General features: G+C 63.5%; 17 protein-coding genes and 1 pseudogene. 10 read left to right on the top strand and 8 right to left on the bottom strand.

The genetic code is table 11. The features are described 5' to 3' along the window. Positions 1-46: 46 nt before the first annotated feature. Both LDN70_RS03800 and LDN70_RS03795 read left to right on the top strand, forming a co-directional pair. A complete protein-coding gene (locus tag LDN70_RS03800; protein WP_223941784.1) occupies positions 47-5,059 on the top strand; it encodes an Lhr family helicase in 5,013 nt (1,670 codons plus the stop codon). Next, positions 5,052-5,882: a DNA-formamidopyrimidine glycosylase family protein gene (locus LDN70_RS03795; protein WP_223941783.1), complete on the top strand. Its 831-nt coding sequence runs from the start codon at positions 5,052-5,054 to the stop codon at positions 5,880-5,882. The genes LDN70_RS03800 and LDN70_RS03795 overlap by 8 nt, the downstream gene beginning before the upstream one ends. A 257-nt stretch (positions 5,883-6,139) precedes the next feature. Here LDN70_RS03795 and LDN70_RS03790 read toward each other — a convergent pair whose 3' ends face one another. Next, positions 6,140-7,396 carry a ricin-type beta-trefoil lectin domain protein gene (locus LDN70_RS03790; RefSeq protein ID WP_223941782.1) on the bottom strand — a complete coding sequence of 419 codons (1,257 nt, stop codon included), beginning with the start codon at positions 7,394-7,396 and terminating at the stop codon, positions 6,140-6,142. A gap of 341 nt (positions 7,397-7,737) precedes the next feature. Between LDN70_RS03790 and LDN70_RS03785 the strand changes: the two genes are divergently transcribed. From LDN70_RS03785 to LDN70_RS03775, 3 genes are read left to right on the top strand one after another with little or no spacing between them, the layout of a single operon-like run. Next, the gene (locus LDN70_RS03785) at positions 7,738-9,621 is read left to right on the top strand and encodes a glycosyltransferase (RefSeq protein WP_223941781.1); all 1,884 of its coding nucleotides are present in this window, start codon (positions 7,738-7,740) and stop codon (positions 9,619-9,621) included. 44 nt (positions 9,622-9,665) lie between these two features. Further along, positions 9,666-10,118 (top strand): STAS domain-containing protein, encoded by a 453-nt coding sequence (locus LDN70_RS03780; RefSeq protein WP_223941780.1) that lies wholly within the window; start codon positions 9,666-9,668, stop codon positions 10,116-10,118. Next, a complete protein-coding gene (locus tag LDN70_RS03775; protein ID WP_374206952.1) occupies positions 10,109-11,341 on the top strand; it encodes a glycoside hydrolase family 26 protein in 1,233 nt (410 codons plus the stop codon). The genes LDN70_RS03780 and LDN70_RS03775 overlap by 10 nt, the downstream gene beginning before the upstream one ends. Before the next feature lie 17 nt (positions 11,342-11,358). Here the strand turns inward: LDN70_RS03775 and yczE are convergent, their stop codons facing one another. Then, positions 11,359-11,988, bottom strand: a complete 630-nt coding sequence (yczE, locus tag LDN70_RS03770) for a membrane protein YczE (protein ID WP_223941778.1) — start codon at positions 11,986-11,988, stop codon at positions 11,359-11,361. A gap of 61 nt (positions 11,989-12,049) precedes the next feature. On the opposite strand from yczE, the gene yczR reads away from it, so the two are divergent. Then, complete coding sequence (gene yczR / locus LDN70_RS03765) at positions 12,050-13,513, top strand: MocR-like transcription factor YczR (RefSeq protein ID WP_223941777.1); 1,464 nt, start codon at positions 12,050-12,052, stop codon at positions 13,511-13,513. On the opposite strand, the gene LDN70_RS03760 is transcribed toward yczR, so the two are convergent. After that, positions 13,510-14,013, bottom strand: coding sequence for a DUF4188 domain-containing protein (locus tag LDN70_RS03760; protein ID WP_223941776.1), 504 nt, complete (start codon positions 14,011-14,013; stop codon positions 13,510-13,512). The genes yczR and LDN70_RS03760 overlap by 4 nt on opposite strands. A 119-nt stretch (positions 14,014-14,132) precedes the next feature. Between LDN70_RS03760 and LDN70_RS03755 the strand changes: the two genes are divergently transcribed. Then, on the top strand, positions 14,133-14,720 hold the full coding sequence (locus tag LDN70_RS03755) for a TetR-like C-terminal domain-containing protein (RefSeq protein ID WP_223941775.1): 588 nt from the start codon (positions 14,133-14,135) through the stop codon (positions 14,718-14,720). Here LDN70_RS03755 and LDN70_RS03750 read toward each other — a convergent pair. Together LDN70_RS03750 and LDN70_RS03745 are read right to left on the bottom strand one after the other, a co-directional pair. Then, complete coding sequence (locus LDN70_RS03750) at positions 14,717-15,409, bottom strand: SRPBCC family protein (RefSeq protein ID WP_223941774.1); 693 nt, start codon at positions 15,407-15,409, stop codon at positions 14,717-14,719. The genes LDN70_RS03755 and LDN70_RS03750 overlap by 4 nt on opposite strands. Continuing rightward, a complete protein-coding gene (locus LDN70_RS03745) occupies positions 15,402-16,043 on the bottom strand; it encodes a winged helix-turn-helix domain-containing protein (protein WP_142936666.1) in 642 nt (213 codons plus the stop codon). The genes LDN70_RS03750 and LDN70_RS03745 overlap by 8 nt, the downstream gene beginning before the upstream one ends. Before the next feature lie 145 nt (positions 16,044-16,188). On the opposite strand from LDN70_RS03745, the gene LDN70_RS03740 reads away from it, so the two are divergent. After that, positions 16,189-17,118, top strand: a complete 930-nt coding sequence (locus tag LDN70_RS03740; RefSeq protein ID WP_223942589.1) for an RluA family pseudouridine synthase — start codon at positions 16,189-16,191, stop codon at positions 17,116-17,118. Between the two features lie 12 nt (positions 17,119-17,130). Here the strand turns inward: LDN70_RS03740 and LDN70_RS03735 are convergent, their stop codons facing one another. Then, on the bottom strand, positions 17,131-17,625 hold the full coding sequence (locus LDN70_RS03735; RefSeq protein WP_223941773.1) for an Lrp/AsnC family transcriptional regulator: 495 nt from the start codon (positions 17,623-17,625) through the stop codon (positions 17,131-17,133). Between the two features lie 167 nt (positions 17,626-17,792). Between LDN70_RS03735 and LDN70_RS03730 the strand changes: the two are divergent. Beyond that, positions 17,793-18,962, top strand: a pseudogene (locus tag LDN70_RS03730) (amino acid permease); the annotation flags it as partial. Positions 18,963-19,102: 140 nt separating this feature from the next. Here the strand turns inward: LDN70_RS03730 and LDN70_RS03725 are convergent. Then, positions 19,103-19,657, bottom strand: a complete 555-nt coding sequence (locus LDN70_RS03725; protein ID WP_223941772.1) for an O-acetyl-ADP-ribose deacetylase — start codon at positions 19,655-19,657, stop codon at positions 19,103-19,105. Between the two features lie 54 nt (positions 19,658-19,711). Here LDN70_RS03725 and LDN70_RS03720 point away from each other — a divergent pair, with 54 nt between their 5' ends. Continuing rightward, complete coding sequence (locus tag LDN70_RS03720; protein WP_223941771.1) at positions 19,712-20,356, top strand: DedA family protein; 645 nt, start codon at positions 19,712-19,714, stop codon at positions 20,354-20,356. 5 nt (positions 20,357-20,361) lie between these two features. On the opposite strand, the gene LDN70_RS03715 is transcribed toward LDN70_RS03720, so the two are convergent. Then, positions 20,362-20,667, bottom strand: a complete 306-nt coding sequence (locus LDN70_RS03715) for a hypothetical protein (protein WP_142936668.1) — start codon at positions 20,665-20,667, stop codon at positions 20,362-20,364. Positions 20,668-20,757: the final 90 nt, after the last annotated feature.

The raw sequence follows: 20,757 nt of genomic DNA, 5'->3' as shown, positions 1-20,757 counted from the left end.
CACGGCTCTGGCTTATTCTGTCGGAGCCGTGGGGCATGATGGAGTGATGCAGGAGCCGCAGGCGTCGGATGGCGCCATCAGCCGTTTCAGCCAGGCAACCAGGGAATGGTTCCTCGGCGCTTTTTCCGAGCCCACACCCGCGCAGGATGGTGCGTGGAACGCGATCTCCTCAGGCTCCCATGCCCTGGTTGTGGCCCCAACGGGTTCCGGCAAGACCCTTGCTGCTTTCCTTTGGGCGCTCGATCGCCTGCATGCCACGCCCAGCGACACACTACCGGGCCTGGAGACCGTCCCGGCCAACGGCAAGGGCCGGGCCAAGCGCCCGAAAACCAAGACGCGCGTCCTCTATATCTCGCCACTGAAGGCGCTGGGCGTGGATGTGGAGCGCAACCTCCGCGCACCCCTGATCGGCATCACGCAAACTGCCAAACGCTTAGGGCTACCCGCACCCTTGGTGACGGTGGGCGTCCGTTCAGGAGATACGACGGCGGCGGATCGCCGCACGCTGTTGACCAACCCGCCGGACATCCTCATCACCACCCCGGAGTCCCTGTTTCTCATGCTGACGTCCCGTGCCCGGGAAACGCTCAGCGAGGTGGACACCATCATCATCGATGAGGTGCACGCCGTAGCCGGCACCAAGCGTGGCGCACACCTGGCGGTTTCCTTGGAACGGCTGGATGCCCTGCTTCCGAAGCCTGCCCAGCGAATCGGGCTGTCTGCAACCGTCCAGCCGCGCGAGCTGGTGGCCCAGTTCCTGGCGGGCCAGGCACCGGTGGAAATCGTTGCTCCGCCGTCCAAGAAAAACTGGAACCTCACGGTCACGGTCCCTGTGGAGGATATGTCGGACCTGCAAGGTGCTGCGGGAGCGTTCGACTCCGGACCAGCGTCAGGCCTGCAGCCCCAGGCATCCATCTGGCCGCATGTTGAGGAACAGATTGTGGATCTGGTCCTGTCCAAGCAATCCACCATTGTCTTCGCCAACTCCCGCCGTCTCTCGGAGCGCCTCACAGCCAGGCTCAACGAGATCTACGCCGAGCGCCAGCTGATGGCCGTGGGTGGAAGCGAGTGGGCCGCCCCCGAATCCGACCCGGGAATCCCGGCCTCCACAGCTACCCCCGCACACATGATGGCTCAGGCTGGAAGCACTACAGGTGCCGATCCTGTGCTGGCCCGCGCACACCACGGCTCGGTATCCAAAGACCAGCGGGCCATGATCGAGGACGACCTCAAGTCCGGCAGGCTCCGTTGCGTGGTGGCAACATCGTCCTTGGAACTGGGCATCGATATGGGTGCCGTAGACCTGGTAGTCCAAGTGGAGTCTCCCCCATCGGTGGCCAGCGGCCTGCAGCGCGTCGGACGTGCCGGGCACCAGGTTGGCGAGATCTCCGAGGGAGTGCTTTTCCCCAAACACCGGGCCGACCTCCTCCACACCAGCGTCACCGTTGAGCGAATGCTCGCCGGGCAGATTGAACGCCTGAGTATCCCGGCCAACCCCTTGGATATCCTGGCCCAGCAAACGGTGGCTGCCACCGCCCTGGGAAGCATCGACGTTGAGGACTGGTTCAGCACTGTCCGCCGATCAGCGCCTTTTGCGAGCCTGCCACGCTCCGCCTTCGAGGCCACCTTGGACCTCCTGGCCGGCAGGTACCCGTCGGACGAATTCGCGGAGCTAAGGCCCCGCATCATCTGGGACCGGCATGCCGGGACCATTGAAGGTAGGCCCGGAGCCCAGCGCCTTGCTGTCACATCGGGCGGAACCATCCCCGACCGCGGGCTGTTTGGTGTGTACATCATTGGGACGGAAGTTGAGGGCTCCGCCTCCCCCGCCACCGCCGACGGCAGTGAACCCACCGCTTCAGCCCGCGCGGCCAAGGGAGGACGCCGCGTTGGTGAGCTCGACGAAGAGATGGTCTACGAATCACGGGTAGGAGATGTCTTCGCCCTCGGTGCCACCAGTTGGAAGATTGAGGACATCACCCACGATCGTGTGCTGGTCTCCCCTGCGTTCGGCCAACCCGGCAAGCTTCCCTTCTGGAAGGGCGATTCCCTGGGCAGGCCCGTAGATCTTGGCCGCGCGCTAGGTGCCTTCATCCGGGAACTCTCTGCCGCAGACGAAGCCCCGGCCATGGAACGCTGCCAGGCCAGCGGATTGGATGCCTACGCCGCAAGCAACCTGATCCAGTACCTCAGGGAGCAAAAGGAAGCCACAGAGATAGTCCCGAGCGACCGAACTTTGGTGGTGGAGCGCTTCCACGACGAACTCGGCGACTGGCGTGTAGTCCTCCACAGCCCATTCGGCATGCCCGTTCACGCCCCATGGGCACTTGCTGTGGGCCAACGCCTGCATCAGCGCTACGGCCTGGACGGATCGGCCATGGCCGCCGACGACGGAATCGTACTGCGGGTACCCATGATGGAAGATGAGCCGCCCGGCGCTGAGCTTTTTCTCTTCGACCCGGAGGAACTCGAACAAATCGTCACCACGGAGGTGGGCGGCAGCGCACTATTCGCCTCACGGTTCCGTGAGTGTGCGGCCCGCGCTTTGCTCCTGCCCCGCCAAAACCCGGCCAAGCGTCAGCCTCTGTGGCAGCAACGCCAGCGCTCAGCCCAGTTGCTGGATGTCGCCAAGAAGTACCCTTCCTTCCCCATAGTGCTCGAAGCCGTCCGCGAATGTTTGCAGGACGTTTACGATCTACCCGCCCTCAAAGACATTGCGGCGTCCGTGGAGCGCAGGGAGCTCAGGATTGTAGAGACCACTACCCAGCAACCCTCCCCCTTCGCGAAGTCCCTGCTGTTTGGGTACGTGGCGCAGTTCCTCTACGAGGGCGACTCCCCCCTGGCCGAACGCCGAGCGGCCGCCCTGGCCCTGGACTCCACGCTCCTCAACGAACTCCTGGGTCGCGTGGAACTGCGCGAACTCCTGGACGCCGCAGTCATCGACAAGACCGAGATGGAATTGCAGCGCCTTGCACCGGACCGGCGTGTTCGTGGCATGGAGGGCGTGGCGGATCTCCTGCGGCTGCTGGGCCCGCTCACCGTTGAGGAAGTCGCAGAGCGACTGGAGGGTACCCAACCACCAGAATCGACCCCGCAGCCTGAAACACGAGCGCTGTCCGTGGATGACCCACAGCTTGAGGACGCACAGCTCGAGGACGCACAGCTCGAGGACGCACGGCTCGCAGCGGAGGCTTCCGTGATCACGCCATCCGGCAGTATCGTCGACGCCCGGTCCCACCTCACGGCATTGCAGAAAGCCAACCGCGCACTCAAGGTAACCATCGGCGGCGTCGAGCGTTTTGCTGCCATTGAGGACGCGGCGCGGCTCCGTGACGCAATAGGCGTTCCGCTGCCCATGGGTGTGCCGCTCGCCTTCATTGAGCCTGTCCACGATCCTTTGGGCGATCTCGTTTCCCGGTACGCGCGCACCCATGGTCCCTTCACTGCCTCAGAAGCTGCGGCGAGGCTTGGGCTTGGCGTCGCGGTGGTCAATACGGCCTTGAAACGGCTCGCTGACGACGGTCGAGTGGTGGAAGGCGAGTTCCGGCCCCACGCGGTCGCGGAGCAGCCTGCAGAACGAGCCGACTCAGAACTCATGACCGTGGACGCCCCTCCGTCCAGTGAATGGTGCGATGCCGAGGTCCTGCGGAAGCTGCGGCGTCGTTCACTCGCTGCGCTCCGGGCCGAGGTGGAGCCTGTGGACACGGCCGCCTATGGTCGTTTCCTGCCGGCCTGGCAGAACGTGACCGCGCCAGGCAAGTCCCGAAGCCAGGCTTTGCGGGGGCTGGACGGCATCATCACGGCAGTGGACCAATTGTCCGGCGTCCCCATCCCGGCATCCGCGTGGGAACCCCTGGTCCTCGCGAGCAGGGTGGCGGACTACAAACCGGCCATGCTGGACGAACTCATGGCAGCTGGCGAACTCCTCTGGTCCGGGGCAGGGTCCCTGCCAGGGAACGACGGTTGGATCAGCCTCCACGTAGCCGATTCCGCTGAGCTGACGCTCAACCCGGACCCCGAGTTCGAACCCGGCGACGCTCAGCAACGGCTCTTGGAACACTTCAGCGCAGGTGGTGGCTACTTCTTCCGGCAACTCACGGAGGTGGCCGGTGGCATGGATGCGGTGTTGAGCGACGACGCCGTGGTTTCCGCCCTCTGGGATCTCGTCTGGGCCGGCCGCGTCACAGGGGATACTTTCGCTCCGGTGAGGGCCATGATCGCCGGCGGGAAGACCGCGCACCGGCAAGTGGCCAAGGCGCCGAGAGCCCGCGCCCCGCGCATGAGCAGGTTGGGCCGTTCTCATGGGACGGGATTGTTGGGCTCTCCCGGGCTCACGGGTGGTCGCTATGGTTCGGTGACGGGCGGCATCGCGGCTGCGCCGCCGTCGGCCGTGGGTCGTTGGTCCGCGCTACCCGCGCCGGAACTGGACCCCACCATCCACGCCCGCGGCACTGCTGAGCTGCTGCTGGACCGCTACGGCGTGGTCACCCGGGGCTCGGTCATGGCAGAGAACATCATCGGCGGCTTCGGGCTCATGTATAAAGTCCTGGCCCGTTTGGAGGAAGCCGGGCGTTGCAGACGCGGTTACTTCATTGAGCATTTGGGGGCCGCCCAGTTTGCCGTCCCCGCCACGGTGGACCGTCTCAGGTCCTTCACCGAGGACGCGCGCATCTCCAAAGCCGAGCCATCCGCGCTTGCCCTTGCCGCGACAGACCCTGCCAACCCCTACGGTGCTGCTCTTCCTTGGCCTGCTCTCTCCGTGGACGCCGGTTCCGGTCACCGTCCGGGGCGCAAAGCCGGAGCGCTGGTGGTGATGGTGGACGGCGCGTTGGTCCTCTATGTGGAACGCGGCGGCAAGACCCTGCTCACGTTCAGCCAGGACGAGGCCGTGCTGACAGTTGCGGCCCAGGCATTGGTGGATGTGGTGCGCCGCGGTGCCGTGGACAAACTCTTCATGGAGAAGGTCAACGGCCACGATCTCCTGGAAACTCCCATCGCCGTTGCCTTGGCGGCCGCGGGGGCCTACTCCACACCGAAGGGACTCCGAATCCGTGCCTGAAGGCGATTCCATTTGGCGGGCTGCCTCACGCCTTAACGAGGCATTGGCAGGGAAGGTCATCAACGCCTCCGACTTCCGCGTGCCCCGATTCGCCACATTGAACCTGGCGGGCTGGACCATGACCGAGGTTGTTCCCAGGGGAAAGCACCTGCTCATGCGCTTAGCGGGCCCGGTTGACGAGGAGCCCGGGGCCAGCAGAAGACCCCGTGCCCTGACCATCCACTCCCACCTCAAAATGGAAGGGAACTGGATGATCTACCCGCCCGGGGGCCGCTGGACGAAACCCGGCCACACTGCGCGGTGTGTGCTCCGCACGGACTCCGCAGACGCCGTCGGGTTCTCACTCGGCATCCTGGAAGTGGTGCCCACAGCGGAGGAAGAGAAGATCGTCGGGCACCTCGGGCCGGATCTGCTCGGTCCCGACTGGGACGAGGAAGAAGCATTGCGCAGACTTCGTGCCGAACCGGACGTCACCGTGGGATTTGCGCTGCTGGACCAGCGGAAACTTGCAGGCATCGGCAATATCTACCGGTGCGAATCGTGCTACTTGTCCGGCATTCATCCTGCCCTGCCGGTGGGAGAAGTTCCTGACCTTCCCAAGACCGTCAGGGACGCCAAACGCCTTCTCGGCGAAAATCTGGGCCCCGGGCGGCGGACCACCCTTGGTCCGCGCGCACTCCGTCCCGGGTATTGGGTATACGGCAGGGAACGCCAACCCTGCAGGCGCTGCGGCACCACAATACGTCGCGGCCTCCTGGCAGGACCGGACGGTACAGAGGAACGGGACATCTACTTCTGCCCGCACTGCCAGCCGGCGCCGTAGACGGCCCGGCTGCCCAACAACCCAGTGCCCGACAACCGCGTGCTCAACAACCCGGCACGCAACCAACCGCGCCCAACAACCCGGTACGCACCACCGGCCGGACCCGGCCACACATCAGCCAGCCAGGTCCGGCCCTCAACCGCCGCGACGGCTGCGCACAGTTGCCAGCCCGGCCCGCTACTCCAGGAAGCTCCCCAGCCGCCCCAGCAATAGCCGCCGGACCCCGCAAAGTTGCGCGCCGCCGTCGGACGCTTTTATTACACCATTCGCCACCACTTTTGGTTCGTGGTACCTGCGCAATCCCACAGCTGCAGCGTCGCACCGTTGGCTGAATTCCAGTCAACTACGTCAACGCATTTGTTGGCCTGAGGATTCACCAAATCCCCGGAAGAATTCAGGACGAATTGTTGCGCTGCACCGCCGTTGCAGCCGGTGAGCCGGATTCTGGCACCGTTTGCCGTTGATCCCCAGGCAACATCCATGCATTTGCCCAGCGAGCGGATGGTTCCGTTGGCGGCAAAGGTCCATTGCTCCGAAGCGGAGGTATCGCAATCCCGGAGTTCCAGCGGGGCACCATCGGCTGCTTGGCGGCCGGCTACATCAAGGCACTTTTCGGAGTAGCCCTGGATTCGGGTGCTGGACGCAGAAAGTGCAGGAATTGAAGCGAGGTCATACACACGGACGTAATCGACCAACATGGACTGTGGGAACACCGTGCCCGTGTCCGGTGCTCCCGGCCAATCGCCGCCCACGGCAAGGTTGAGGAGCACAAAGAAGTTGTGGTCGAACACCCACGGTCCGGCAGTTGAGGCCTTGGTCTTGTGTGAGTAGGCCGCTCCGTCGATGTACCACGTGATGGACTCGGGGCCCCAGTCCACAGTAAACGTGTGGAATCCATCGCCCAGGGCCTTGGCGCCGGGCAATGTGTAGCTGGCGTTGGTGGCGTTTGGCCCTGAGTAACCGGGCCTGTGGATACTTCCCCACACCGTTCCGGGTTCCTTGCCAACGTTTTCCATGACGTCCAGCTCACCGCTGGCAGGCCAGCCGTCGGTGAATACGTTCTCTCCGAGCATCCAGAAGGCAGGCCACATGCCTTGCCCCTTGGGCAGTTTGAGCCGGGCTTCGAACCGGCCTTGTGTCCGGCTGAACTTGCCAGCGGTGGTCAGCCGGGCGGACGTGTACTGGCACGTCCCGTAGTGGCACTGATATCCGGCGGGGTTTTCCTTAAGGGCGGTGATGGCCATGTTTCCCTGTCCATCGGCTGCAGCGTTGCTTGTGTTGTTGGTGTAGTACTGCAGTTCGCCGTTGCCCCATCCGGATCCTCCGGTGTCGTGAGTCCATTTGCCTGCGTCGGGTGCCGTGCCGGCGGGTCCGTTGAATTCGTCGCTCCAGACCAGTGTCCCGGGGGCGGGCATACCAGCCGATGCAAGTGCAGAAGGCTCCGGGGCTATGAGGGTAGCTGCGATGGTCAGGCCAGCGACGAGCATCGTCAGGGGCATGAGTCTTCGCTTCATGAAGCCACTTTGTAGGGCCATCACCGTGCCGCGCAAGCTTTTTCGATGCGACACGCAAAACGTCACAGCCAGGAAATAATCAACGCGAGTTTACTTATCAGTGCCGTAACGGGGATGAAATGTGGGCGGGAGAAAGTGGAATCAGGAACCAACTGGCTTGAGATGAATTCCCTCAAGCGGGTTGGCAAAAGGACATTCCGTTCGCAACCGAATTCCTTCCCTTGAGCATCGACGATGCAGCTCCAGGCGCGTCAGCCGTGTCTTCCCAATTTCGCTCTGAGGAGCGTGTGGACATACTGGCGCGCCTTGGCCTTTTCCCCAGCAGTTACCGGAGGCTAAAGATGGGCATTTACAGACAAATACTGGTAAGGATCCTTGCAGTTCTGGTGGTTTCCTTTGGAGTGATCTACATCAGTTGGCGCTGGTCGAGCACTGTGGCCTGGGATGCTTGGTGGATCTCGCTGCCTCTCGTGGTCGCGGAGACTTACAGCCTCGGCGAATCGGCACTTTACGCCGTGACTATGTGGAACGCACGACGACGTCCACCTCCCCCACCTGCCCTGCCGGGCAGATCGGTGGACGTATTCATTGCCACGTACAACGAGCCACTGGACCTGGTGCTCACCACGGCCATCGCGGCCAGGGACATGACGTATCCGCACGAAACGTGGATCCTGGACGACGGCGATCGAGCTGAGTTTGCCGCCGCAGCCCGGCAGATCGGCGTCGGGTACATCACCCGCGGCCCGGAGTGGGACGGACGGCAGCGCTTCGCGAAGGCAGGGAACGTCAACAACGCCCTGTCCGTGACAACAGGCGAGTTCGTGGCCATCTTTGACGCAGACCAAGTCCCCGAGCCCCGCTTCCTGGACCGTGTTTTGGGCTATTTCGACGCTGAGGAAGTGGCCTTCGTCCAGACCCCACAGCACTTTTGGAATGTTCCGGAACGGGACCCCTTGGGTAGCCAGGCGGAACTTTTCTATGGCCCCATTCAGCAGGGCAAGGACGGTTGGGACGCGGCGTTCTTCTGCGGTTCGAACGCTGTCCTTCGCCGGGAAGCCCTCATGGCCCTGGGCTTGACCCGTTACACAAGGACAGCCACTGAGCAGACGTGGCGTGCCTTGCGCAGGGGCCGGTCCAGGCTGCAGGATCTTCATGGCGAACTGGGCAGGCGTCATCCTGCCGCCATGCCGGTCGCAGAACAGGCGCTGGAGGCAGTGGCGCGCGCGGAGCACCAGGTGCGCAGGGGCGATGTCCTCGCCGAGATCACTTTCGAGCTCCGGGTTGCCTTCCATACGGCTGCGTTGGCGGTCCCCGATGCCATGGACGATGTGGTGCCGGAACTGGACGCGGTCCTTGAATCAGTGGATGTGGCGCACACGGACCAGGCATTGGCCATCCACCCCATGGACACCACCACCATTACCGAGGACATGGCAACGGCCATGCACCTTCACGCGATGGGGTGGGGCAGCGTCTACCACCACGAGGTCCTGGTCCATGGGCTTGCCCCTGAGGACGTGTCCACTATGCTTTCGCAGCGGCATCGATGGGCGGCAGGCACCATGCAGGTGTTCTTCAGTGATAATCCGGTGTTTTTGAGGGGCCTTACCGTGGCCCAACGGCTCATGTATCTGGCCACCATGACGAGTTACCTCAATGGCTTCGCCGCCCTGAGCTACATCGCGGCGCCTGTGGTGTTCCTGGTGGCTGGGACCTACCCGCTGACTGCCAGCCCGGTGGTGTTCTTCTGCCTCTTCCTCCCCTTTTTCGTGACCTGCCAGCTGCTTTTCCAAGTGGCGGGCAACGGGTCGAAGGGACTGTGGCGGGGCCAGCAATGGTCCTTTGCGCTGTTTCCCACGTGGATAGCGGCCACGTGTTCCGGTGCGGCGGCGGTCTTCCTTGGCAAGCACCTCACGTTTTCGGTGACGGCCAAGAGCAGGCAGGCTGCGGGACGCGGTTTTCAGCACGTCAGGCTGCAACTGGCAGCCATGGCGTTGCTCGTTGTGTCCTCGCTCATCGGCATTGCCCGGGTGGCATTCGGGGACGCGCCACTGTATCCCACCCTCATCACGCTTGCCTGGGTTGCTTTGGACCTGGCGCTTTTGAGCGTGGTGATCGGCGCTGCAAGGTATCGGGGACCCAGCGAACAGTTGGAGGAACCCGTGTCCACCCCGAAGGAGCTCGCCAGCGTCCTTGGGACTACCTCCGAACATAAAAACTGACAGCAATCACACGCCGTTCCATCCCCCAGCAAGGAGCGACTCCCATGTCCATGACTTCCCCTGCCCCAATGACCATCTCCTCTGCCCGGCAGCCAGTAGATCTGATAAGTCTGGATCTGACCGTTACCGGCGATTTGGACGCCACTGCCGTTCTCGACGTTCGCCAAGCGTCCGCCAAGGCCGCCGCGGACGGCCCCATTCTGGTCCTTCTCGATATCGCCGCGGTGACTTCGGTGGGAGCATCCGGCGTCGTAGGGCTCCTTGAGGTACTGCACCTGCTGCGCTCACGCGGCGGCGATCTGCGCCTCTTCGGGGACTCCAGCGCCCTGACGGAAACCCGCCTTCAGGCCCATCTGGGTCACGTGGCCCGCATCTACGCAAACCGCCAGGAAGCGGTCGACGGCGGCGCGGCCCTTATGCGGCCGCGCGGGCTTACGCCGCGGTTCAGTTGGCGCACCCTCTTCGGGCGCCGGCGCCGTTCCCTTGGATGGGGCTGACCATGGCGCAGGCTCCTCCAGCTTTCACCGGGCATCCGAACCGAAATCGACGGCGGGCCAGCCTGCTCATCCCCTTGGTGGTGACTGCCCTGGCTGCCACGGGTTTGGGTTTCGCGTCCAAGGAGGTGGTGCCTGTGGTCCAGGCTCTGTCCCTTTGCCGGGCCGGCGACGCATCCACGCTGATCCCCCAAGATGGCGTGCTCCTTGGCGTCAACCTGGATTGGGACTCCGAGACCCTGGCCGAACACCGCGCAAACCTTGGCCACGATCCCGCGGTGGTGGTGCAGTTCTCGGATATCCCCTACGACGACGAAACGTGGTCGCACACCACCAACGCCGTCACCCAGGTCCGGGAATCCGGCGGTGCGTTGCTCCTGACCCTCGAGCCGCACGGCGGATTAGAGACGATGAGCGACGAGGTGATCGCCAAACTGGCCACCGACTTACGGGCCATCAACGATCAGGGGACCACCGTCGTCGTGCGTTTTGCGCATGAGATGAACGGCTCCTGGTACTCGTGGGGCCAGCAGCCCATCCGCTACGTGGAGGTTTTCCGCAAAGTGGCGGCGGCGGTGCACTCGCAGGCTCCGGGCACGTCCATGATGTGGGCGCCGAACTATGGTGGCGGCTATCCGTTCACGGGTGGCCAGTTCGCGGCGCGACCAGGCACCCCGGACTTCGCTGCCCTGGACACGAACCATGACGGCGTTCTCACCATGGCCGACGACACCTACTCGCCCTACTATCCAGGGGACGACGCCGTGGATTGGGTTGGAGTTTCGCTATACCACTGGGGCAACCAGCGTCCCTGGGGGAACAACGACATCTCCGAGCCAGGCAAGTTCCTGGCCATGCTGACCGGCACTTACAGCGGCACCGCCGGCGACGACAGCTCCGTCCCGGATTTCTACCAGGTGTACGGGGTGGACCACGGCAAGCCGGTGGGCGTTCCGGAGACGGCCGCCATCTTCACACCAGCGCGTGGCGGTGCATCCGAGTTGGACGTCAAACAGGCGTGGTGGCGTCAGGTCTTCTCCGCCGAAACCCACCAAAAGTACCCGCAATTGAAGATGATCAACTGGTTTGAGTGGAAGAAGTACGAGATCGAAATTAACGACGACGTCGACTGGCGCAGTGCGGGATCGCCCGCCATCCGCGATGCGCTGGCGCAGGACCTGCCGGACTGGTTGCGGTACGGCGAGGACCTGGAGGCGTGCCGTTAGTGACTGAGCGACAAGCCCTACGCGGCAGGCGCGGCCTCCACGGCTTCCGTGGGGGCCGTTGCCTTTGCCCGCTCCGGAACCATGAACTTCGGCAGCAGAACCTGCACGATCGGGCCGATTGCCAGGGCGTACACCACGGTGCCCACGCCCACGGATCCGCCCAGGAGGAAGCCCACAGCAAGGACAACTACTTCGATGCCCGTGCGGACCAGACGCACGGACCAACCCGTGCGGCGGACCAGTCCGGTCATCAGGCCATCACGGGCGCCGGGCCCAAGACGGGCACCGATGTAGCAGGCGGAGGCGATGCCGTTGAGGATCACAGCACCTGCGAGCATGGCAATCTGTCCGCCAAGGTGCGTGAACTCCGGGATGAGCCAGAGCCCCAGATCAGCGAAGAGTCCCACCAGGACGGCGTTGGCGATGGTTCCGATCCCTGGCATCTGCCGGAGCGGGATCCACAGGAGAAGGACCAGAAAGCTGACCGCGATGACCACAACACCAATACTGAAGCCAGTCTTTTCGGACACGCCTTGGTGGAAGACGTCCCAAGGGTCCAAGCCAAGGCCGGCCCGGATGAACATGGCCAAGGAGATGCCGTACATCGCGAGGCCGATCAGGAGTTGGGTGATTCTTCGGGTCATCATGGGTTCCATCCTCCGATAAAACTGGCCTTGTATTCCATAGCCAGTTTGGAATACTGGTCTTATGTCCGGCTCCCTGAATCCCACCGCACTCGTCCGTCTCCTCGGCTCCTGGAACTCCGGCGCCCTGCCCGCCTACCGCGAGCTGGCCGACGTCGTACGTTTGCTGGTGATGGACGGGCGCATACCGTTGGACGTCGCCCTGCCCAGCGAGCGGGCGCTCGCCCAAACACTCGGTCTCAGCCGCACTACGGTCACCGCCGCGTATGCGAGCCTGCGCGAACAGGGATTCCTCACGGCGGGTCAGGGCAGTCGCGGGCGGACGTGCATTCCCCACCGCACCGCGCCAGTGAGCGCCCCCGGACTCGCAGTCCCGGAAGGACTGTTGGACCTGGCGTATGCGTCGCTTCCGGCCGCCGGGGAGGTAGTCCACCGCGCCTTCGCCGACGCACTGACCGAGCTGCCCGCCCTTCTGCCGGGGTTCGGGTACGAGGCCGTGGGAATTCCGGCCCTCCGGGAAGCCATCGCAGAAAAGTACACCTCAGAGGGGGTGCCAACAACCCCCGGCCAGATCCTTGTTACCTCCGGCGCACAGCATGCACTCAACATCGTCCTGCGCGCCCTGGCCAGTAAGCAGGACCGGGTCCTCGTGGAACACCCCACGTATCCCAACGCTTTGGATGCGATCCGCGCCGCCGGCTGTAAGCCCCTTCCCGTTGCACTGCCTGCACTTGAGGCGAGTACCTCTCCAGCCTGGGATATCGATGCGATGGTGGCCACCATGAACCAGCAACGCCCCGCAATGGCCTATCTGGTGCCGGACTTCCATAACCCCACCGGGCGCATCATGTCGGACCTGCAGCGCCGGCGCTTGGCGCGGGCGGCCGCGGCTTCCGGGACCGTGCTGGTGGTGGACGAAACGCTGCGCGGATTGAATCTCGACGCCGTCCGCACCGCGCCGATGTCCTCTTTCAGTCCCGCGGTGGTTTCGATCGGATCGCTCAGCAAGTCGCATTGGGCGGGGCTGAGGACCGGGTGGATCCGGGCAGACGAGTCACTGATTGCCCGTTTCATCTCCACCAGGACCGTGATGGATCTGGGCGGCCCGGTAGTGGAACAACTGGCGGCTGCCCGCTTGGTTCGGGCTTTCAGCGAACCGCTTGATGCCCGGCTCGAGGAACTAAGGAATCAGCGCGAATCGCTGCTGGGGTTGCTTGCCGAGCACTTGCCAGCATGGGAGGTGGAGCGACCACGGGGTGGGCTCACAGTCTGGTGCCGCCTTCCCACGCCGTGCAGCACCGCGTTGACTGTGCTGGCTCCCGACTTCGGCGTTCGCTTGGCGGCCGGCCCCCGCTTTGGGGTGGGTGGCGCCTTTGAGCACTTCCTGCGCGTTCCGTTCACCTTGCCTGCCGCACAGTTGGAGTTCGCCGTCGGTGCGCTCCGCGCCGCCCAGGACAAGCTGGACGCCTCGCCGCATCTCCGCCGAACCCTCAAGACAGAGCGGCCAGCCGCCGTCGCAGTCGCCTAGGCTGCCGGGCCCGCGGATCGAGCGGCCGCGCCCATGCGTTGCTTCGCCGTGTTGCTGCCGGGGCCCACCTGAACATGCGTGGTGGCTTTGGCCAGCCCGAACATCGGCATGCCGTTATACACCATTTCAATGCCCGACGCCGGCACCTGATACGTCTCGTGCCACACGCCGATGTCCCCGCTCCCGGCGATCTCCTTCATGAACTTCCGCCACGGCCCCAGATGTGGCGAGTCCTTGTCAGCGGCAAAGCGCCTGAGGTGCTCCGGGCTTTCCCAATAGCTGAGCATCACCGTGGTCCGCCCAAACCACTGCTCGCTCCCCAGGAGCCCCGCCTCAGGATGAGCGGCGAGGTGTTGCATCATGGCAGGCATGGCCGACGTTACCTGAGCGATGCGACCCATCTTCCACCACCTGTTGGCCCGCATTCCGATGAGGAAGACGGTTACTGTATCGCGCCCGATATCCGCGGTGAAGCGGCCGGGGAAGATGTCCTGTGCCATGAGAATCCTTCAGTTGGGGGGAACCGATGAGTTCGCGGAACCCTTGTTTTGGAACGCCGGTTTCGTAACGCCGGTTTCGTAACGCTGTTATAAAACAATGTTATGGAACACTTGAAGGTATGGCAAGACCCGTGATTCATGATCAACACGTCCAGGATCGGCTCCTGGCGGTTACAGCTGAACTGGTGGACCGCGAGGGGCCGGCCCGCGTCACCCTCCGCGATGTTGCCGCTGCCGCCGAAACGTCCACCACGGCGATCTACTCGCTCTTCGGCGGGAAAGCGCAACTGTTGACGGCCGCCGTCGACGACGGCTTCCGATCCTTTGGCGATTTCCTACGCGAGGCAGCCAAGGGCGGGTTGCTGGGATTGGGCCGCGCGTACCGCGCCTGGGCTCTGGAACATCCAGCCCTCTACCGCTTGATGTTCGGCGGGACCCTGGCCGCCTACGTAGATTGCAGCCCGACGCCGGAAGTCACCTCCGAGTCGATGTTCCCCTTAGTGGAGGCAGTGGTAGCCGCACAGTCGTCGGGCGCACTCCGCTCAGACGAACCCACACTCGTGGCCATGGCCATCTGGGGTCAAGTCCATGGGCTCGTCAGCTTGGAGCTGGCGCAAATGAACGATCCCGCCACCGACTGGGCGGCCATTTATGAGGCCGCCCTGGATTCTGTAGCTCGGGCCTGGGCGGCCTCACCGGACTCTTAGGCGTACACCTTCTCCAGGAATGCTCCCCAGGTCTTGGCCGTGAGTTCCGAATCGCCGGAGCCGCTGAACTCGTGCACCGTCATGCCTACCGGAGCGCCGAAAGCGTTCCTGCCGAAGAAGCGGTACATGGTGTCGGCAGTCCTGAGGCCCAGGAAGTTCTCGTTGGAAAAGTCCACTTCCCCGCTCAGCCGGCCTACGCCGTCGACGTCCACATCCACTGCAGTACTGGCGGCCGCGCCGTCTACGCCAAGGGCACTCTTCAGCTGCACGAAACCATCCGGCGTCTGCGAAGACGGCGGCGCCTGAATGTCCGTGAAGACCACCGGCTTGCCGTCGAAATACCGCAGGTACTGACCCAGGGTGTGCAGGTAGAACTCGGTGTGCTTGCTGGCGCCGTCATACTGCTCGTCCCAGTTGTCGGCGAAGATCCCGCTGTGAACGTAGTGCAGCTTGGCGCGTCCGCCTTCCAGCGGTTCAAGGACGTGTTCCAGCTGGTTGAACCATCCGTCAGGACCGTCCATCCTGGACACCAAGTGGGTGGGGTATTCCTCGGTGGTCTTGACGTCGGGCCACTGATCCGTGGGGAACATCCAAGCCGGCGTGTCCTTAGTGACCGCCTGCCATACCCGCTCGGGAGTGCCCGGCAGTTCGACGTCCGCTTCGATTTCGAATTTCCGGTTGTCAGTCATTGCTTTGATCCTTTTCTGCTGATTGCTCCGGGGAGGCTTGGGTTGTTTTAAGTGCCGGGTGAAGCACGACGACGAGGCGGTGCTTGCGTGCACCACCCGCCTCTGCGGCAGCACCGCCGTCGTGATACTTATCCACGAGGCGAGTCACCGCCACGCCGAGTTCCTCGGCGAACGCTGCACGTTCGGTGGCGGAGCGGAAAGTGATCTCGCCATCGATCGCGAAGCTGGCCAGCTTCTTCTTGGCCAGTGCAGCACCGGCTATGAGCTTGCCCATCTCCTGCACGGTGCGGGAGGCCAGTGCCAGCAGCCAGAAGGCCGAAAACCGGTCAGAGAAGCGCCGGGGGTCCGGTGCCACAGAAGCGAGGGCGACGGGCGAGATCAGGTAGGACGCAGCCGTGGCACGCAGCACCCTCTCGGTGACGTTGCCTTTGCGCCGCTCCTCCACCAGCTCCACCAAGCCATGGCGTTCCAGGGCTTTGAGGTGGTAATTCACCTTCTGCCGGGGCAGCCCCACCTTCGCGGCCAGTTGCGTGGCGGACGCAGGTTCCACGAGTTCCCGCAGAATACGGGTGCGGATGGGGTCCAGCGAGGCTTCCGCCGCGGCCGGGTCCTCGATCACTTCGATGTCCAACATGCTTCAAGTATGCTTACCGACAACTTTTATTGTCAAGAACTTTTTTATCGTCGGAACTGGATGCGTTGTGAGGCCCGCCCTGCATGCTTTGTGCGCGACTTAGCGCGCAGAGCGGGCCTCGCAACGCCGGTAGAATTGCCAGGTGATGCAATCCCCCCTCCCCGTGCGCGACGGCGTGAACGCCACCCGCCTCCGCCTGCCGGACGAGGGGCCATGGACCACCGCCATGGACTACATGATGCATCGCTGGGGACACATCGACCCCCAAGGCATCGAGGACCGGTTCGACGCCGGCGAGATCGTAGGCGAGGGCGGAATTCCCCTTGATCGCAGCACCAAACTGGAGGACCACACCTTCATCTGGTACTACCGCACGCTCCCCCCGGAGACGCGGCTGCCCGTGGAAATCAGCATCCTCCACCAGGACGAACACATCCTGGTGGTGGACAAGCCGCATTTCCTCCCCACCACACCGGGCGGCACCTACATCCAGGAATCCGCGCTGGTCCGGCTCCGGAACCTCTTGGACCTCCCGGATCTCATCCCCATGCACCGCCTGGACCGGATGACCGCCGGCCTGTTGCTGCTCTCCACCAACCCGGAGACGCGCGGCAAGTACCAGGTCCTCTTCGAGAAGCGCCAGGTCCAGAAGGAATACGAGTGCGTGTCCGCCGCGACGCCCGCCGCAGGCTATCCCGCCGTCGAGTTCCCAGCAGTGGTACGCAACCGCATGACCAAGTCACGCAGCTATCTGCTCGCCGAGGTCATCCCCGGTGAACCGAACGCTGAAACGCGCATTGAACAGACAAAAACGTTCGACGCCGGAACTCACCAGCGCGCGCTGTACCGGCTGGAGCCTCACACCGGAAAGACACACCAACTGCGCGTGCACATGGCTTCGCTCGGGCTGGGCATTGTCAACGACGCCTTCTACCCGGATCTGCTGGACAAAGCGCCGGACGACTTCAGCAAGCCGCTCCAACTCCTGGCCCGTGGGATCCGGTTTGTTGACCCGATCACCAAAAAACCAGTGGAATACCGCAGCCAACTGGAGCTCAGCGAAGCCCACGGCTGATTCCCCGAAACGTCAGTCCCCCGGGGTCAGGTGATCGAACACCAGGTTCGTCTGGGTGTTGGCAATAGCCGGATCCGATGCCAGGTGAACTGCGATGAAGTCCCGAAGTTCCGTGGGAGTTCCGCAGGCTACGTGCATGAGGAAGTCTTGGTCGCCGGCCAACAGAAACACGCTCTGGACGTTGGGCAATGATCGCAGGCGCTGACCGATGGCAAACATTTTGTTGCGCGCTTGGGAGTTCACCCGCACCGAGATCAACGCGTAAACCAGCAGGCCCAGGGCTTCAAGATCCACGGATGCGTGGAAGCCGCGGATGATTCCCGCATCACGCAGTGCCCTGACCCGGCCCAAGCACGTGGAAGGCGCTATTCCCGCTTTGGCGGCGAGGATGTTGTTGGGGATCCTTGCGTCCGCCATGAGCTCCTGGAGGATCAAACGGTCTGTGTCGTCCAGCCGAACCCGGTTCGGCAGCGACCCCCGTGTACGGGTCGTGGGTGAATCTGGCACGAACCCACCTCCAATATTTTCCTGATCCTTCGAAATCCTTGGCACAGCTCTGAGCTGGATTCTATCTTGAAGCGATTTGCAGAATCGACGAGGAGGTCGTTGTGGGCGGTTTCGATAAGATCCAAGAACGTGAGGGCGGGCTTAAAAGGCAGCTCACCTCACGGCAAATGACCATGATCGCGCTGGGCGGAGCGATCGGTACCGGTCTGTTCCTGGGGAGCAAATTTGCCATCGGCCTGGCTGGGCCCAGCGTCATCATCAGCTACGCCATCGGAGGCCTGATCGCACTCCTCCTCATGGGCAGCTTGTCCGAGATGACAGTGGCACACCCAACCTCAGGATCCTTCGGAGCTTTTGCCGAACACTACGTCAGCCCGCTGGCCGGTTTCCTGGTGAAGGACATGTACTGGTCCTGCATCGTGCTAGCCGTGGGAACTGAGGTGACCGCGGTGGGCGAATACATGAAACTGTGGTTCCCTGACGTGCCGTCACTGCTATGGGTGATCTTCTTCTCGGCGGTTCTCATCGGCGTGAACACCATGAACGTGAAGGTGTTCGGAACTCTGGAGTACTGGTTCTCCAGCATCAAGGTCTTCGCAATCATCGCGTTCATTGTGCTCGGCGCGTACATCGTCTTCGGCGCCCGCACGGACGGCACTGGCTTCCAGAACTACACAGCCGAAGGCGGCTTCTTCCCCAACGGATTCTCCGGCACCTGGTTCGCGGTGATCGTGTCCATCTTCAGCTACCTCAGCATCGAGATGATTGCCATCGCCGCTGGTGAAGCCAAAGACCCGGCAACCGCCGTGAAGAAGGCTTTCCGGACCACTATCGCCCGGCTGTTGCTGTTCTTCATCGTCACACTGGCACTGATCCTGGCAATCGCCCCCGTGAGCCAGATCCTGGCCGGGGGCAGCCCTTTCGTCACAGTCATGCAGAATCTGGGCATTCCCTTCGCGGACAGCCTTTTGACCTTCGTGGTGATCATCGCTGCGCTCTCAGCCATGAACAGCCAGCTCTACATTTCCACGCGAATGATCTTCAGCCTGTCCCGCAGCGGTGACGCACCGGCCGTATTTGGGAAACTCCGCTCCAACGGCGCCCCCGTGAATGCCTTGGTCCTATCCACGGCAGGAATCGCGATCGCCACTGTCGTCTACGCCATGTTCCCCGAGACTGCCTTCACCTTCATGATGGCCATCTCCATGTTCGGGGCCATGTTCACCTGGTTCATGATCTTCGTGACCCATTGGTTCTTCCGCCGCAGCATGAAGCGCAGCGGCACTGAACTCGCCTACAAGACCCGGTTCTACCCGGTGGGCACCATCCTCGGTGCGGTCCTCATGATTGCCATCGCCATCAGTACACTAGGCACCTCGGCGTTCAATATGACCTTGATCTTCGGCCTGCCATCCCTGGCACTCGTCACGGTCCTCTACTACGTGGTGCAGCGCCGCAAACGTCAGGAATCGCCTGGTCAGGAATCCTCCGGCGAGGCAGCAAACACACTCCGGAAGACCGCCGTCGTATCCTCCGAAAACAGCACAAACTCCACCACCTCCAGCGGACTGTCCGACGCCGCGCCGGCGGAAGACGACGACGAAAACGATCTCACGGCGTCGAACGCTACCTCCGCCACCTGAACGGGGTCCCACCCGTAAATTCCGGCGCTGATCGCAGGGAAGGCCACAGACCGGGCACCCAGTCCGGACGCCACTGCCAGGCTTTCGTGGAAGCAGGAGGCGAGCAGCGCCGGATCCGTCTGTCCCGCGTGCCGGTTAGGTCCCACAGTGTGGATGACCCAGCGCGCCGGGAGCCTGAATGCGGAAGTCGCGACGGCGGAACCCACCGGCAGTCCGTCCGGCAGTTGCGTCCGCCTCAACTCGCGGCACGCCTCGAGCAGTTCCCCGCCAGCGGCCCTGTGGATGGCGCCGTCCACTCCCCCTCCACCCAGCAAAGAGGAGTTGGCGGCGTTGACGATCGCATCAACAGCGCGGATGGTGAGATCGCCGTGCAGTATGTCGATTCGCATGGCCACAGTCTCACTCCGGAGCGGCGGACACGGCAAGTGCGGTACCTTGTGGCCATGGACATCATCGCCCCGGAAACATGGGGATCCGCGATTTACCTGTGGATCGTACCCATTGTGCTGGGCGACGCCATCTTCCCGCCCATCCCCTCCGAAATGGTGGTCATCACCGGCGGGGCGCTGGCAGCCGATGGCCACGCGAACTTCTGGCTCGTCCTTTTCCTTGCCGCGTTCGCGTCCTGGTTGGGCGACATGGCGGTGTTCATGCTGTTCAAACGGCGCATCAGCCATGTCCTGGATAGGTGGGCGTGGGGCCGCCGCGTCCACCGCGGAATCCACGAGGCCATCGCCAAAGCCGGCCGCTCCTCAACGTATGGCGCCATCATCGGCGCACGCTTCATCCCGGGAGGCAGGCTCGCCACCTCATCCGCGGCGGGAATCGCCAACGTCTCGGTACGCGGGTTCAGCCTGTGCGCAGGCCTTGGCGCAGTGCTGTGGGCCGTGTGGCAGGTGGGACTGGGTTACTTCACCGGCTCCACCACCAAACTCCCGTTCTGGGCCAGCTCACTCATAGGAGTGGGACTGGGCCTGGTGATCGGCGTGGTGGTGGGATTGATCGTCACGCGGCGGCGCGGCAGCCGTTCCCCCGTGGACGAACCGTTCGACGCCGCCAAACCCGGCGACGTGCCACAGCCCGAGTAGGTCCTTTAGACCGGTGCCCAGCGTCCGCGGCTGCGACGCAGCACGTAAAGGCTGCCGGTCAAAGCAACACGCTCGACGGCGTCACGCATCATGGCTGCCGACGTCCGGGCTTCGTCGTTCTCGCCCAAGTAATCGCGATCGTCAACTGTGAAACGGAGGCTGAGCTGGGGCACTCCGCCGACGATGTCCAGCTGGTTCGACTCCACGTGGTGGCGGGTTTCCAGCGCTTCCACCGCTGCGGCCATCACCGATTCAGGTGCGTTGCCCGGTTTGAGGCCAGTGATCTTCAACTTGGTCTGGAACGACGGCATCCCACTACCCTAACCTTCTCTCACATCCCGCGCCCTTGGACGGATCGCTCTCTCACCAGATGAGAGAGCGATCCAGAAAAACCCGCGGGA

The organism is Arthrobacter sp. StoSoilB22 (assembly GCF_019977315.1).
GTDB lineage: Bacteria > Actinomycetota > Actinomycetes > Actinomycetales > Micrococcaceae > Arthrobacter.
The sequence above is the reverse complement of the archived record's forward strand: the minus strand, read 5'-3'. Positions and strand labels throughout refer to the sequence as shown.

Bases quoted from the DNA above. Each gene is read 5' to 3' on its own strand.
- LDN70_RS03800 (WP_223941784.1), top strand. From the start codon at position 47: ATGCAGGAGCCGCAGGCGTCGGATGGCGCCATCAGCCGTTTCAGCCAG.
- LDN70_RS03790 (WP_223941782.1), bottom strand. From the start codon at position 7,396: ATGAAGCGAAGACTCATGCCCCTGACGATGCTCGTCGCTGGCCTGACC.
- LDN70_RS03785 (WP_223941781.1), top strand. From the start codon at position 7,738: ATGGGCATTTACAGACAAATACTGGTAAGGATCCTTGCAGTTCTGGTG.
- LDN70_RS03780 (WP_223941780.1), top strand. From the start codon at position 9,666: ATGTCCATGACTTCCCCTGCCCCAATGACCATCTCCTCTGCCCGGCAG.
- LDN70_RS03775 (WP_374206952.1), top strand. From the start codon at position 10,109: ATGGGGCTGACCATGGCGCAGGCTCCTCCAGCTTTCACCGGGCATCCG.
- yczE (WP_223941778.1), bottom strand. From the start codon at position 11,988: ATGATGACCCGAAGAATCACCCAACTCCTGATCGGCCTCGCGATGTAC.
- yczR (WP_223941777.1), top strand. From the start codon at position 12,050: ATGTCCGGCTCCCTGAATCCCACCGCACTCGTCCGTCTCCTCGGCTCC.
- LDN70_RS03760 (WP_223941776.1), bottom strand. From the start codon at position 14,013: ATGGCACAGGACATCTTCCCCGGCCGCTTCACCGCGGATATCGGGCGC.
- LDN70_RS03755 (WP_223941775.1), top strand. From the start codon at position 14,133: ATGGCAAGACCCGTGATTCATGATCAACACGTCCAGGATCGGCTCCTG.
- LDN70_RS03750 (WP_223941774.1), bottom strand. From the start codon at position 15,409: ATGACTGACAACCGGAAATTCGAAATCGAAGCGGACGTCGAACTGCCG.
- LDN70_RS03745 (WP_142936666.1), bottom strand. From the start codon at position 16,043: ATGTTGGACATCGAAGTGATCGAGGACCCGGCCGCGGCGGAAGCCTCG.
- LDN70_RS03740 (WP_223942589.1), top strand. From the start codon at position 16,189: ATGCAATCCCCCCTCCCCGTGCGCGACGGCGTGAACGCCACCCGCCTC.
- LDN70_RS03725 (WP_223941772.1), bottom strand. From the start codon at position 19,657: ATGCGAATCGACATACTGCACGGCGATCTCACCATCCGCGCTGTTGAT.
- LDN70_RS03720 (WP_223941771.1), top strand. From the start codon at position 19,712: ATGGACATCATCGCCCCGGAAACATGGGGATCCGCGATTTACCTGTGG.
- LDN70_RS03715 (WP_142936668.1), bottom strand. From the start codon at position 20,667: ATGCCGTCGTTCCAGACCAAGTTGAAGATCACTGGCCTCAAACCGGGC.